Annotated in this window: 15 protein-coding genes and 1 tRNA gene; 7 read left to right on the forward strand and 9 right to left on the reverse strand. The window is 28.7% G+C overall.

Annotated elements, in window-relative coordinates; translation table 11 throughout:
• From ccoN to BPLAN_RS01155, 4 genes are all read left to right on the forward strand, one after another.
• Positions 1–2,190: a cytochrome-c oxidase, cbb3-type subunit I gene (gene ccoN / locus BPLAN_RS01135; RefSeq protein ID WP_041178307.1), complete on the forward strand. Its 2,190-nt coding sequence runs from the start codon at positions 1–3 to the stop codon at positions 2,188–2,190.
• 195 nt (positions 2,191–2,385) lie between these two features.
• Positions 2,386–3,264, forward strand: coding sequence for a cbb3-type cytochrome c oxidase N-terminal domain-containing protein (locus BPLAN_RS01145; protein ID WP_012821384.1), 879 nt, complete (start codon positions 2,386–2,388; stop codon positions 3,262–3,264).
• A 75-nt stretch (positions 3,265–3,339) separates the two neighbouring features.
• Complete coding sequence (locus tag BPLAN_RS01150) at positions 3,340–3,792, forward strand: FixH family protein (RefSeq protein ID WP_012821385.1); 453 nt, start codon at positions 3,340–3,342, stop codon at positions 3,790–3,792.
• A gap of 61 nt (positions 3,793–3,853) precedes the next feature.
• Positions 3,854–6,133: an NADP-dependent malic enzyme gene (locus tag BPLAN_RS01155; RefSeq protein WP_012821386.1), complete on the forward strand. Its 2,280-nt coding sequence runs from the start codon at positions 3,854–3,856 to the stop codon at positions 6,131–6,133.
• Here the strand turns inward: BPLAN_RS01155 and murI are convergent.
• The 4 genes from murI to BPLAN_RS01175 form a co-directional block, all read right to left on the reverse strand.
• Positions 6,120–6,935: a glutamate racemase gene (gene murI, locus BPLAN_RS01160; protein WP_012821387.1), complete on the reverse strand. Its 816-nt coding sequence runs from the start codon at positions 6,933–6,935 to the stop codon at positions 6,120–6,122. The genes BPLAN_RS01155 and murI overlap by 14 nt on opposite strands.
• 26 nt (positions 6,936–6,961) lie before the next feature.
• Positions 6,962–7,297, reverse strand: a complete 336-nt coding sequence (locus BPLAN_RS01165) for a hypothetical protein (RefSeq protein ID WP_148213671.1) — start codon at positions 7,295–7,297, stop codon at positions 6,962–6,964.
• A gap of 106 nt (positions 7,298–7,403) precedes the next feature.
• Complete coding sequence (rpsT, locus tag BPLAN_RS01170) at positions 7,404–7,637, reverse strand: 30S ribosomal protein S20 (protein WP_012821389.1); 234 nt, start codon at positions 7,635–7,637, stop codon at positions 7,404–7,406.
• Positions 7,638–7,657: 20 nt separating this feature from the next.
• Positions 7,658–7,729 (reverse strand) — tRNA-Glu (locus BPLAN_RS01175).
• 108 nt (positions 7,730–7,837) lie between these two features.
• On the opposite strand from BPLAN_RS01175, the gene BPLAN_RS01180 reads away from it, so the two are divergent.
• The gene (locus BPLAN_RS01180) at positions 7,838–8,419 is read left to right on the forward strand and encodes a C40 family peptidase (protein ID WP_238523121.1); all 582 of its coding nucleotides are present in this window, start codon (positions 7,838–7,840) and stop codon (positions 8,417–8,419) included.
• Here the strand turns inward: BPLAN_RS01180 and BPLAN_RS01185 are convergent.
• Genes BPLAN_RS01185 through BPLAN_RS01200 form a run of 4 tightly spaced genes read right to left on the reverse strand, consistent with a single transcriptional unit; the run spans position 8,407 to position 11,845 of the window.
• The gene (locus tag BPLAN_RS01185) at positions 8,407–9,657 is read right to left on the reverse strand and encodes a 3-phosphoshikimate 1-carboxyvinyltransferase (protein WP_012821391.1); all 1,251 of its coding nucleotides are present in this window, start codon (positions 9,655–9,657) and stop codon (positions 8,407–8,409) included. The two genes, BPLAN_RS01180 and BPLAN_RS01185, sit on opposite strands and share 13 nt — an antisense overlap.
• A gap of 1 nt (position 9,658) precedes the next feature.
• On the reverse strand, positions 9,659–9,985 hold the full coding sequence (locus tag BPLAN_RS01190; RefSeq protein ID WP_012821392.1) for a nucleotide pyrophosphohydrolase: 327 nt from the start codon (positions 9,983–9,985) through the stop codon (positions 9,659–9,661).
• Between the two features lies 1 nt (position 9,986).
• Positions 9,987–10,964 carry a transketolase family protein gene (locus BPLAN_RS01195; RefSeq protein WP_012821393.1) on the reverse strand — a complete coding sequence of 326 codons (978 nt, stop codon included), beginning with the start codon at positions 10,962–10,964 and terminating at the stop codon, positions 9,987–9,989.
• A gap of 17 nt (positions 10,965–10,981) precedes the next feature.
• Positions 10,982–11,845 carry a transketolase gene (locus BPLAN_RS01200; protein ID WP_012821394.1) on the reverse strand — a complete coding sequence of 288 codons (864 nt, stop codon included), beginning with the start codon at positions 11,843–11,845 and terminating at the stop codon, positions 10,982–10,984.
• 63 nt (positions 11,846–11,908) lie between these two features.
• Here BPLAN_RS01200 and smpB point away from each other — a divergent pair, with 63 nt between their 5' ends.
• Positions 11,909–12,340 (forward strand): SsrA-binding protein, encoded by a 432-nt coding sequence (smpB, locus tag BPLAN_RS01205; protein ID WP_012821395.1) that lies wholly within the window; start codon positions 11,909–11,911, stop codon positions 12,338–12,340.
• Between the two features lie 76 nt (positions 12,341–12,416).
• Entirely contained in the window at positions 12,417–13,643 is a 1,227-nt protein-coding gene (locus tag BPLAN_RS01210; protein ID WP_012821396.1) for an OmpA family protein, read from the forward strand.
• Positions 13,644–13,667: 24 nt separating this feature from the next.
• Here the strand turns inward: BPLAN_RS01210 and tatC are convergent, their stop codons facing one another.
• Positions 13,668–14,468 carry a twin-arginine translocase subunit TatC gene (tatC, locus tag BPLAN_RS01215; RefSeq protein ID WP_012821397.1) on the reverse strand — a complete coding sequence of 267 codons (801 nt, stop codon included), beginning with the start codon at positions 14,466–14,468 and terminating at the stop codon, positions 13,668–13,670.
• Between the last annotated feature and the right edge of the window lie 2 nt (positions 14,469–14,470).

Consider the following 14,470-nt stretch of genomic DNA (forward strand, 5'->3'; position numbering starts at 1 on the left):
ATGAAAATAGAAACGAACTATTACAACAATCGTATTGTAAAAGCTTTCCTGTATGCTACAGTATTTTGGGCGATTGTTGGATTTTTTGCAGGTTTGTTCATTGCACTTCTCTTATTTTATCCGGAACTTCCAGAATTTTTATTGGGGAGCAAATTAAAAAATTCTCAAGGAGTCATAGGGTTTGGTCGTTGGAGAATGTTACATACTAATACGGCTGTATTTGCTTTTGTAGGGAATGTGATTTTTACAGGTTCTTATTATTCGTTACAACGTCTACTGAAAACAAGAATTTTCAGTGACCTTCTTAGTTGGATTCATTTTTGGGGATGGCAACTCTTCATTTTTTTCACTTGGATTACTTTTTTGTTTGGAATAAATACTAGTAAAGAATATGCTGAACATGAATGGCCTATAGATATATGGATTTTTTGTATTTGGATTATTTATGGAATAAATATGATAGGAAGTATTTTAAAAAGAAAAATCCAGCATTTATATGTAAGCATTTGGTTTTTTTTGGGGACATGGGTTGCTGTAGCTATGTTGCACCTATTTAATAATCTTGAATTACCTATTGATCTTCTTTCTTTCAAAAGTTATTCTATATATGCAGGAGTTCAGGATGCTTTGATGCAATGGTGGTATGGACATAATGCTGTAGCATTTATTTTAACTACTCCTATACTTGGATTAATGTATTATTTTGTTCCAAAAGCTTCTAATCAACCTATTTTTTCCTACAAACTTTCTATTATTCATTTTTGGTCCTTAATATTTATCTATATATGGGCTGGGCCACATCATCTCATGTATACATCTCTTCCTAATTGGGCTCAAATGTTGGGAACTATTTTTTCTATTATGCTCATTGCTCCTTCTTGGGGTGGGATGTTAAATGGATTACTCACTTTAAGAGGAGATTGGAAAAAAGTGAAAAGAGATCCTGTTTTAAAATTTTTTGTAGTAGGCATTATTTGTTATGGAATGGCTACTTTTGAAGGGCCCATGTTAGCTACTAAGACCTTAAATTCCATTGGACATTTTACAGACTGGATCATTGCTCATGTTCATTTAGGAACTTTAGGTTGGAATGGATTCATGGCTTTTGGAATAATTTATTGGTTGACACAAAAATTGTGGAATACAAAACTATATTCTATATCATTAGCCAATATTCATTTTTGGTTAGGAATGTTGGGGATCATATTATATATTTTTCCCCTGTATTTTGGATCCGTCTTACAAGCTGAAATGTGGAAAAAATTTAATCCTGATGGAACTTTAGCATATAAAAACTTTTTAGATACAGTTATATCAATTATTCCTTTTTATAAAATAAGATTTATTGGTGGAATGATCTATTTTATAGGTTTTATTATGATGATTTATAATCTATATAAGACGATAAAAAAAGGATATTTTGTTAATGATGAGGCTTTTCAAGAGGTTCTTTTTTCAGATAAAAAAATAGAAAAAAAAGAAAAATTTCATAGTTGGTTAGAACAAAAACCCATACAATTCACTATTCTTTCCTTCATCGCTGTTGCTATTGGAGGATTTATAGAGATAATTCCTACTTTAGTGATAAAATCCAACGTCCCTACTATTTCTAGTGTTAAGCCTTATAAAGCTCTTGAATTAGAAGGTAGAGATTTATTTGTAAGAGAAGGTTGTAATGCTTGTCATAGTGCACAAGTTCGTCCTTTTCGAGATGAAGTCGTTCGTTATGGAGAATATTCAAAAGCTGGAGAATTTGTATACGATCATCCATTTTTATGGGGCTCTAAACGTACTGGGCCTGATCTAGCTAGAGAGGGAGGGAAAAACCCTAATTCTTGGCATTTCAATCATATGTACAACCCTCGTTCTACATCTCCAGGGTCTATTATGCCTAGATATCCTTGGCTAATTTATAACAAATTAGACCGATCGAATACAGAAAAAAAAATAAAAGCTATGGTTAAGTTAGGTGTTCCATATACTTTGGAATACATAAAAAACATGCATAAAGATATGGATATTCAAGCTAATAATATTGTATCTGATATTTATAAGGAATACCCAAGTTTAAAAAAAGAAATAGAAAGACAGAAAGAAAAAGAAAAAGATAAATTTATTCCTTTGGAAAAAAGAGAGATTATAGCACTTATTGCTTATTTGCAACGTTTAGGTACAGATATTAAATCTTGAAAAATTAATGATAAACTTTTTAAAAAAATATTTTTCAACAGAAAAATCTATTGGAATATTTCAATCCATTATATTAATTTTATTCTTCTTTGCTTTTTTTTTCATTTTATTTTTTGTTTTTTCAAAATCTAAGAAATATTATCAAAAAATAAGTCTACTTCCTTTAGAAAATAAAGATAAAAAACAGGAGTCTATATGAGATCAAAAATTCCTTTTTTTATTATGATTCCTTCGGTTTTATCCGTTATAATGTTTATGTTCTATGTTTTTTTAGGTTTTAATAATCGAACTTACATAGTTCATCCAGTTACTATATCCTTTTTTGTTGTTATAATGATATTATTGTTGATTTTAGATTCTATTGATAATTTAATCTATCGTAGAAAACTAAAATTTCTTACAGAAGAAGAAAGGCGAAAAATTTTTGAAGAAAATGAAGGAAATTATTTTTATAGACTTTATAAATTTATATTTCATGATCCTAAAAAAAAGAGTCAAGAGGTAAAAAAAATAGATCATGGATTTGATGGAATTTTTGAATTAGATAATAAATTGCCGATGTGGTGGGTTCATCTTTTTTATCTTACGATCGTTTTTTCTACAATTTATTTTTTTTCCTGTTTATTCACGGATTTTTCTAATCCTTATAAAGAATATGAAGTAGCTTATCAGAATCAACTTAAAGAAATAGAAATTTTTGAAAAAAATACGCCACAAGTAACTGTAGAAAATGCTTTTTTTGATCCAAAATTTATTGACAGCGGGAAAATCCTTTTTGAAGAAAATTGCGCTACTTGTCATCAGTCGGATGGAAGTGGAAACATAGGTCCTAATTTAACAGATGATTACTGGATAAACATAATGGAAAAAAATTTATTTAAGAATATATTTTCTATCATATGGTATGGAAGCAAGAATAATCCTACTATGCGTGCTTTTGGTCAATCAGGTGAAATTAAAGGAAATGAGATTCAGAAAATATCTAGTTATGTTTATTTCATAAATACAAAACTAAAAAAGCCTATAAAAAATAAAGCTCCTCAAGGAAAAAAAATTCTAGATTGGGATAAATGAAATTATGAAATATTTGTTTTCACTTTAAATATTTTTAGTTTTTTGTATTTCTTTTAAACGTTATAAGTTTGGATTATGAAAATAAAATTCAGTTGGGAAACAGGAATTGTATTATCTTTGGTTACTTTTATAATTTTCATCACTTATATTGCGTTTTTTTTTCCTCATGTAGGAAGTCAACTTGTATCAGATAAGTATTATGAAGAAGAAATGAAATATCAAGAAATTATAAATGAAAAGAAAAATGTATTAAAACTTCCTAAAAAAATTAAAATATTCATCTTATCTTCTGGAATTAAAATTATATTTCCACCAATTTTAGATAATATTCATGGTTTTTTTACTTTATTCCGATCTTCGTCTAAAGATTTAGATGTGACCAGGTCTTTTAAGATGTTGAAATCTTCAAGTAAGATATTATTTATTCCAAAAACCCTTTTGAAAAAAGGACATTATAAACTTATAATTAGATGGAAATCTGATGAAAAAAGATTCTTTTTTGAGAAAGATTTATTTTGGTTATCATAATGTTTACTTACTTGTACTACCTTTTTTTATCTGTTTATCAGAATTATTAATATTTAGCATAATGAGAAAAAACATAAATAGTCTTCGTGAAGAATCTTTAAACTATCATAGTCAATTTCCTTCTGGAAAAATTCAAATTTCTCCCACAAAAAAATATAGCAGTCAAAGAGATTTATCCCTAGCGTATTCACCAGGAGTTGCGGAACCTTGTAAAGAAATAGCTCGTTCATCTAGAGAAGTATATAAATACACCTCCAAAGGAAATCTTGTAGCTGTTATTACTAATGGAAGCGCTGTTCTAGGTCTTGGAAATATAGGAGCTTTAGCTTCTAAACCTGTTATGGAAGGAAAAGCACTTTTATTTAAAATATTTTCTGGAATTGATGTATTTGACATAGAAATTGATGAATCTGATCCAGAAAAATTCATAGATGTAGTAAAAGCTATAGCTCCAACTTTTGGAGGAATCAATTTAGAAGATATAAAAGCTCCAGAAGCATTTGAAATTGAACGAAGGTTAAAATCTGAACTAAATATTCCAGTTATGCATGACGATCAACATGGAACGGCTATTATTTCAGGAGCTGCATTACTTAATGCGATCACTTATGTTGGAAAACATATTCAAGACATAAAAATGGTGGTTAGTGGAGCAGGGGCTGCAGCTATTTCTTGTACAAGGACTTATAAACAACTTGGAGTAAAACCTGAAAATATTCTTATGTTTGATAGCAAGGGATTGTTACATGTTTCACGAACAGACTTGAATCAAGAAAAGAAAGAATTTGCTGTAAACACTTCTTGGATTCAAAATTTAGAAGAAGCTATTAAAAACGCCGATGTTTTTATAGGTTTATCCATAGGGGGAATATTAACTCCAGAAATGTTAAAAAGTATGGCTAAAGATCCGATTGTATTTGCTATGGCAAATCCTGATCCTGAAATTGATTATAACTTAGCCGTAAAAATCCGTCCAGACGTTATTGTAGCTACTGGAAGAAGTGATTATCCAAATCAGGTGAATAATGTACTAGGATTTCCTTATATTTTTAGAGGGGCTTTGGATGTACAAGCTAGTATGATCAATGATGAAATGAAGTTAGCAGCTGTTCATGCTATTGCTTCCTTAGCAAAGGAACCTGTTCCAGAACAAGTAAATATTGTTTATAATAAAAAAAATATTTTTTTTGGAAAAGAATATATTATTCCTAAACCTTTTGACAATCGTCTGATTACTCGTGTAGCGCCTGCTGTAGCTAAAGCCGCTATGGATTCTGGAGTAGCGAGGAATCCTATTTTAGATTGGAAAATCTATCAAGAAAAATTGCTCGACAGAATGGGATACGAAAGTAAAATGCTTAGAATGATTCAAAATAGAGCACGTACAAATCCGAAAAAGGTAGTTTTTTGCAATGGAGAAGAATATGACGTTCTGAAATCCGTTCAGATTTTAAGTGAAGAAGGGATAGTTTCTATTCCCATTGTTTTAGGAAATGAAGATCGTATAAAACGTTTAATACATGAAAATAATTTGGATGTAGAATTAATTATTATAGATCCTGAAAAGGAAGAAAATAGAGAGAAATTAGAAGACTACGCTAACATTCTTTGGAAAAGAAGAAATAGAAAAGGATTAACTTTATACGATGCAAAAATTCGCATGCGAACCAATGACCATTTTGGAGCCATGATGGTTGATCAAGGAGATGCAGATGCAGTAATTACAGGATATTCCAGGAGTTTTTCATTAAGTTTACGACCTATGTTAGAAGTTATTGGGAGAGCTGATTCGGTTCATAAAACAGCAGGAATGATGATTTTGTTAACGAAACGTGGTCCTTTATTTTTAGCAGATACTGCTGTCATTCCAAATCCAACTAGTGAAGAATTAGCTAGAATTGCTCTAATGGCGGCTCATGTTGTTAAAGGTTTTGATATAGAGCCCCATATAGCCATGTTATCCTTTCAAAATTTTTCATCAAATTCTAAAACTTCTTCTAAAGTATCCCAAACTGTTGCTTTTCTACATAAAAAATATCCAGATCTAATAGTAGATGGGGAGCTACAACCTGACTTCGCTTTGAACGAATTTTTATTAGCCAGTAAATTTCCTTTTTCAAAACTTGTTAAAAAAAGAGCAAATATTTTCATTTTTCCCAATCTAGAATCAGGAAATCTAACTTATAAATTTATTAGAGGATTAGGGAATATTCAAACCATTGGTCCTGTGATGCTAGGAATGCGAAAACCAGCACACGTTATGCAAATGCAATCAAACATAGAAGAAATAGTGAATCTAGCCACTTTATCCGTAATAGATGCACAAATTAGAAAAAATTAAAAAGATGTCTCTTCACAAGTATTTTTTTTCCAAAAAGAATTTTAATTTTTTCGTTAAAAAACGGAGAGATAGAACTAGATGTATAAAAAATTGGATTATTATTCCATGTTGAATGAAGACATAATAAATTATTTTCATATAATTTTTTTTGGATTTCCTGAACTACAATTTTTTGAATGTCAATTAGACGAACTTTTCCATGGAAAAAATTATCTATTTCCTTTTTCAGAAATAAATAATGTGTGCAAGCCAATAATAACGTATCTATTTTTATTGATTTAAAATGATTTAAATAGTTTTTTAGATAATTTATCTTTTTTTTTTCAAATCCATTTTCAATGATTGTAGCTAATAAAGGCGTAGATATTTGAACAATATCTAAATGGGGGCAATATCTTTTAATGTTTTTTTGATAAAAGTTAGAACGAATTGTAGCAGGGGTAGCCATAATCCCTATTCTTTTAGAAGAAATTAACACTTTATTTTTAACTATAGGTTCTATAACATTGAATATTAATATTTTTTTCAAAAAATTTTTTTGTATAACATCTAAAGCATTAGAGACTATAGAATTACAAGCTATTACTATAGCTTTACATTTTTTTTCATAAAGAAAAGATGCTATTTTCATAGAATGATTTCTAATAAATTCTTTAGACTTATTTCCGTAAGGCATGTTTTTAGTATCTCCAAAATAAATTATACATTCATTAGGCATATAATTTTTAATTTCTTTGGCTATAAGGAGTCCTCCGATTCCAGAATCAAATATTCCTATCGGAGAACATGGACTTATTCCCATTTTTTAGGATTTTAAAGTGAAAAAAATCAAATCAATAAATGAAATGGAAAACGAATAAAAATAATAAATAAAGATAAAAAAAATAAAAATATTGCTTTGTTTGTAATTTTCCCTTTTTTATTGAATTCTATATAAGATAAAATAAATAAAAAAAAACCAATCATCATCATTATCGGATGTTCGAGAAGTTTATATCGTTTATTTTTTTGTTCCAGTATTTCTAGAACTGAAATATTCTTTAAAAAAAATGAACTCATCAACAAAAAACCTATAAAAATTTGAACAGACATAATGATGGCCATAAAAAAAAACAAAATTTTATCTAAAAAAAAAGAAACCCCTTTTATTTTTACATACAGCATATATATAGATCCTATGATAAAAAAAAGAATCACCAAAAAAGCTATATAAAAATGAAATTTAAAAAAACATTCTATCTTATTATTAGACAAAAACATACATATTCATCTAATCCCTAAATGTTTTTAATTTTTTTTTTAATCTTGCTGCTTTATTCATATGTATAATGTTTTTTTTGACTAATTTATCTATCATAGAAATCACCTTGGAATATTGTTCCTTTTTTTTTTCTTTCATTAATTTCTTTATAGCTGTCCTTGTACTCTTATATACATATTTATTACGAAAACGTCTAGTATGATTTTGTCTAATTCTTTTTAAAGCCGATAAATGATTTGCCATAAAATAATCTCGTATTACTATAGCCCATAGGGGAATCGAACCCCTCTTTCCAGGATGAAAACCTGACGTCCTAACCAATAGACGAATGGGCCTGAAAAAAAATACTTATTCGTCTATACGAATACAAATTAAATTTTTTTTATATTTAATACAAGTATTTTACTTACATTTGATCATCTCTTAATTTATTAGAATTTCTTTTGAAAAAGGAAAAAAAAGCAAAAATTATCCTGATCATAAATTCTAAAATTCTTTTATTTATTATATTTTATTCTCATTTTTTTTCTATTCCATTCCTATATGGAGATATGAGATACAAAAAAAAATATGAAAGAATTTTCTTCAGAAAGAAGAGAAATCACTCATACAATAAGAAAAATTCTTTTCAGATGATTAATAATTCTATTATTGAAAAAGCTAAAGATTATATGTATACTCCGTACAAATATGGGGGAAATACTAAAAATGGAATAGATTGTTCTGCTTTCATAAAAAAGGTTTTCGCTTCTCATAAGATTTCATTACCACGTATAACTTCTAATCAAGCTAAAAAAGGTTACTTCGTTTCAAAAAAATCCCTAGAAAAAGGAGATCTATTATTTTTTGCTACAGGCGCTTCTAAAAGAAAAATTAATCATGTGGGAATGGTGATACATGTAGATACTCATAACATATTCTTTATTCATGCTTCTACATCAAATGGAGTGACCATCTCCCCATTTTATCAAAAATATTGGAATAATCGATTTATTACAGCAAGAAGAATTCTTTATTCTTCATAAGAATCAATTGAAAAACCTAAACACTTTAAATCTTTCCAAAAATCAGGATATGATTTTTCTACTACATTTGGGTCTTCTATTTGTATAGGATACAATAATCCAAACGGAGAAAAAGACATAGCCATTCTGTGATCTTGATAAGTTTTTATATTGATCTTTGAATTGATTTCTTTTTGAAAAAAATCTGTTATTTCTAAACAGGAATTGGTAATTTTTATTTTTATCCCAAATTTGAATAATTCATTTTTTAATGCTCGTAACCGATCCGTTTCTTTAATTTTTAAGGTTTCTAAACCTTTTAAGTGGCATCTTATGCCAATAGCGGAACAAGTTACCACAATGGTTTGCGCTAGATCTGGAGTTTTATTTAAATCCAAATTGATGATCCTTGGTGGAATAAAATTAAGCCTTTTATTCAGTGTAATTATACTTTTGTCAAAAATTGTAGATATTCCAAAATATTTTTCATATATGGATGATACTTCTCTATCTCCTTGTAAACTTTCATTTTTATAGGAACTTAAAGTCATATGACTTTTTTTTGCGATGGTAACCATGGAGTAATAGTAAGAAGCAGAACTCCAGTCGGATTCTATAGAAAAATGTTTTTGTCCTTTTTCTTTTCCTGGATGAATATGAATAATTTTATCTTTCCAAAAAGCTTTTATTCCTGCTAAAATTAACAAATCAAAGGTCATTTTTATATATGGAATAGATGTGATATTTTCTTTTAAATATATTTTAAGACCCATTTGAAATGTACTAGCTATTAACATCAAAGAACTAATATACTGGCTGCTAATTTTCGCATTAATATCTATTTCTCCTCCAAAAATTTTCTTCCCAAAAATTTTTATTGGTGGATACCCTACTTTTTCTAAATAGATAATTTCCGATCCTAATTTTTTCAAAGCTTCTACAAGTACGGAAATAGGCCTTTCTTTCATTCTATTGGATCCGGTCAATATAACTTCTTTTCCTTCCTGTACAGATAAGTAGGAAGTTAAAAAACGCATGGCAGTTCCAGCATGATGGATATCCAGAATGTTAGAAGTGCTGTTTAAACTTTTTTTTAAAACTTGAGTATCTTCACAATTAGAAAGATTTTCAATCTGAATATCATCCGGATAAACGGCCTTTAAAATTAAAAGACGATTAGATACACTTTTAGATCCCGTTATTGATACAGAACCATATAGAGAGTTCTGTTTTTTATGAATATTAATGTAAGAAGACATATTATTTTAGTTTTTCATTATGATGGTGTCTTTCATGATCTCTTATTTTCTTTTTTTTTAATTTCTTGTTAAAAGATTTTTCCAAATCAATTCCAGTTTGATTAGCTAGACAAAGTAAAACAAACAAGACATCTGCTAATTCTTCTCCAAGATCCTCTTTTTTTGAATATTTCTTGTAGGATTGTTCTCCATAATTTCTAGCAATAATTCTAGAAACTTCCCCCACCTCTTCAGATAAAAGAATAGTGTTAGTTAATACGTCAAAATAACGTATTCCATGATTCTTTATCCAATTATGAACTAATTTTTGCAGATTTTTTATTTCCAAATTATTTCTTTTCTTGATTACTTTTTTTTTTCAGTAAAATTTTAACATGATCTATGATAGAATCACGATCGATTTTATATTTCTTTAATAACTCTATTGGCTTTCCACTCTCTCCAAAAGTGTCATTCACGGCAACTATACTTTGAGGAATAGAATGCCTTTTAGTAGTCAGAATTCTAGCAATACTCTCTCCTAACCCTCCCCAATAATTATGTTCTTCTGCAGTCACAATACATTTTGTTTTATCTACAGAATTTAAAATGGTTTTTTCATCTAATGGTTTTATAGTGTGAACATTAATTACTTCACAAGAAATTCGTTTTTTTTCATGTAAAATTCTAGCCGCTTCCAATGATTCCCATACTAGATGACCTGTACTAACAATAGTAACATCTTTTCCTTCCGTTAAAAGAAGGGCTTTTCCTATTTGAAATATTTGACTTACATTTGTGAAATTTGGCACAGAAGGTCTCCCAAAACGGAGATATACCGGTCCTAAATAATTGGCTATAGCTAAAGTAGCTGCATAAGTTTGATTATAATCACAAGTATTAATTACAGTCATTCCAGGCAACATTTTCATCAGTCCAATATCTTCCAGACTTTGATGTGTCGCTCCATCTTCTCCCAAAGTTAAACCAGAGTGAGAAGCGCATATTTTTACATTTTTATAGGAATAAGCAATAGATTGACGGATCTGATCATATACACGGGATGTCGCAAAATTAGCGAAAGTTCCAGCAAAAGGGATATAATTTCCAATGCTAAGTCCAGCAGCGATATTGATCATATTAGCTTCAGCAATTCCTATTTGGAAAAATCGTTCTGGAAATTCTTTAGAAAATTGATCCATAAATAGAGAACTAGTAAGATCAGCACATAAGGCTACTACTTTAGTATTTTTTCTTCCTAAGAACGTTAAAGCATCTCCAAATCCAGCTCTAGTTTCTTTCAATCCTTTATTTTCATATATTTTCATAATTTCTTTACATTCGTTTATATTATTGGAAAATCTCCTAAACTTTCAGGAAGTTGAGATAGCGCTTTTTCTAATTCTTTTTCATTAGGAGATTTTCCATGCCAGGCATTACTTCCTTCCATAAAATCTACCCCATATCCCATTTGAGTGTACAGGATAATTAAAACTGGTTTTCCTTTTCTCGTCTCATTTTTTGCTTTTTTTAAAATATTAATCACTTTATCAAGATTGTTTCCTTCCAATTCTTCTAAAACTTTCCAATCAAAAGATTGAAATTTTTCTTTCAAATTCCCAAGGGATAAAACTTCATCGGTAGTTCCATCTATTTGTTGTCCATTATAATCTACAGTAGCTATATAATTATCGATATGTTTAGAACCCGCATATAAAACTGCTTCCCATATCTGTCCTTCGTTCAATTCTCCATCCCCATGTAAACTGTAAATAGAACAATCATCGTCTTTACTAAGTTTTTTGGATAGAGCGGCTCCAATGGCTACTGACATCCCTTGACCTAAAGATCCTGAAGAAATTCGTATCCCTGGAAGTTCTCCATGTGTAGAAGGATGACCTTGTAAACGAGAATTTAATTTTCTAAAAGTAGATAATTCGTTTATGGAAAAAAAACCAGAACGAGCTAATATACTGTAATAAACGGGGGATATATGTCCATTGGATAGAAAAAAAAGATCTTCATTTAAGCCTTCCATTGTAAACTTTTTAGGATTATAATGCATGATTTCTTGATACAAAGCAACAAAGTATTCTGTACATCCTAAAGATCCACCAGGATGTCCAGAATTTGCGTTATTTACCATGCGTAAGATGTCTCTTCTCACTTGAAAACATAAGTCCTTTAAATAACGTCTGCGTACATTCATAACTGTTTGTTTTTTTTCTTAGTTTTACAGAATTTTATTTTTGCACAAAAGTAATAATTAATTATGAGTATCATAAACAGAAAAGCTAGATTTCAGTATAAATATATAGAAGAATATATAGCTGGAATTCAATTATTTGGAACAGAAGTAAAATCTATAAGACTAAATCAAGCCAATATTACGGATAGTTTTTGTCAAATAAGAAATGGAGAATTATATTCCATTAACATGTATATAGCTGAATATAAATTTGGAACCAATTGGAATCACCAAAGTAAAAGAGATAGAAAATTATTATTAACCAAAAAAGAATTAATCAGAATAGAAAAAAAACTGAAAGAACCTGGATTGACCCTGATTCCTACTAAATTATTTTTTAATGATAAAGGATATATAAAAGTACAAATTTTTTTGGCAAAAGGAAAAAAAACATATGATAAACGTGAATCCATTCGAAACAGAGATATTCTTCGTGAGCTACAACGATCCTTATGAAAGATTCTGTTTAAAATCATATCATCATATTACATAATAATATATATTTGTTTAGTTTCAAAGAAATTATAGTTTTATGAAAAATGTAAATTTTTTTATTATTGCTTTATTTGCTTTATTTTCATCTGGATTTTCTGAACATTCTCAAAAAAAATGGTTTATTCGTATAGGAGCGAATGATATTAACTATTATCCCATAAATTATCCTTTCAAAGATTTTTTTCAGAAAAAAAATAATAGTATAAATCCTCCGTTTTCTAATATAGAATTTGGGCATAATATAACTAAAAACATAGGGGGGTATTTTAACGCTTCGTTGGGGATGGTAGACAATAATAGATGGAAAATAATAGATAATTTTTTTGTAAAATTGAGCCCTGGAATAAAATTCTATTTTTTTCCTCATCACTGGCTGGATCCCTATTTAAAATTAGGAGCAGGTTATCATCAGTTTGACTATCAAGATAGAAAATTAAGAATGTCAGGATCAAAAATTTATAAACTGAATAAGAAAAATTTTTTTCTATTAGATGGTGGATTGGGAATGAATTTTTGGATCGTATCTAATTTCGGGGTCAACGTTCAAAGCAATTACAATCAAGTATTAGTTTCTCAGTCAAAAGATTATTTGAATTTTTGGGAACATTCCATAGGGGTCGTCTATCGTTTTGGAGGAGAATATAATCCTTATCATCCGGATAAAGATAAAAAGGAATCTAAAAAAATAGTTGAAATCAAAGAAAAAGAAAATTCTTATTTGCCTTCTATCATAGAAAAAAATGAGGAAAAAAATTCGGATAATAAAATTTGCTGCAAAAAAGACGACTTAGACAACGATGGAATTTTAGATAGAGAGGATTTATGTCCTAACAAATTTGGGTTAAAAAAATTTAAAGGATGTCCTGATACAGATTCCGATAATATTCCAGACCATGAAGATGTATGTCCGAAAAAATATGGAAAAAAAGAAAACAAAGGATGTCCTAATGGTGTTTTTTTTCCTCCTATTTTATTTGATTTAGGAAAATTTACCTTATCTCCTAATTCATTAGAAATTATTGATGAAATATATGAAATTATGATAAAAAAACTTCCTAATTCAAAATTTTATATAAATGGATATACAGATTCTTATGGAAAACATTCTTACAATAAAATTTTATCCACAAGAAGAGCGAATTCTGTATTTGAAGCTTTAGTTTCTAAAGGAATAGATCCATCTAGGATGGAAATAAGAAAACTAGGAAAATCTGTTAAAAGAAATAAAGGAAGACTTGTAGAAATAACTATACGAAGATCATAGTAAAAAACCTCTTCAAGAGGTTTTTTATTTCTTTTTAGAAACATAAAAAGAAATATAGATACTAAATTGATAAAGAATCATTAAAGGAATCAAAACCACTATGGTGCTAAAAATATCCCCAGGAGTAATTGCTGAAGCTAGAATTAATAAGATCAAAAAAGCATGTTTTCTATATTTTTTTAAAAAAGGATAGGAGATTAATTCTATTTTAGTGAGAAAGTATATAAAAATTGGAAACAAAAAAGTGATTCCCATAGATAGTATAGAATGCATGATCAAAGATATGTAATCCGATAAATCAAATATATTTCTTGGAAAAGAACTAATCCTAAAAGTATAACCAAAATGAATTAAAAATGGACATAAAATGAAATAACCGAAAAGAACTCCTAATATAAATAGAAATGTCACCATCATAATGATCCCTCTAGAATATTTTCTTTCTTCATCCGAAAGGGCTGGTTTTATGAATTTCCAAAATTCATAAAATATATAAGGAAAAGATAAGATGAATCCTCCAATAAAACAGGTCCATACATATATATTAAATTGTCCAAATATTTGTCTGTTTTGGATTTCTAAATTGTGAGAAAAAAAATAAAAGGAATGATGACTCCGGTGAAATATTTTTCCTAATTTATGGAATAAGCGATAAGTAATAAAATCCGTTTTTGCTGGACCAAAAAGAATATAATCAAATATAACATTCTTATTATTCATTAAAATAATCGTCGCAATTATCATTGCACACACACTATGAATTAAATGTTTTCTTAGCTCCTCAATATGTTCCCAAAACGGCATCTCATTTTTTTCATTTTTCATAT

Source organism: Blattabacterium sp. (Periplaneta americana) str. BPLAN, assembly GCF_000093165.1.
In the GTDB taxonomy this organism is placed as follows: domain Bacteria; phylum Bacteroidota; class Bacteroidia; order Flavobacteriales; family Blattabacteriaceae; genus Blattabacterium.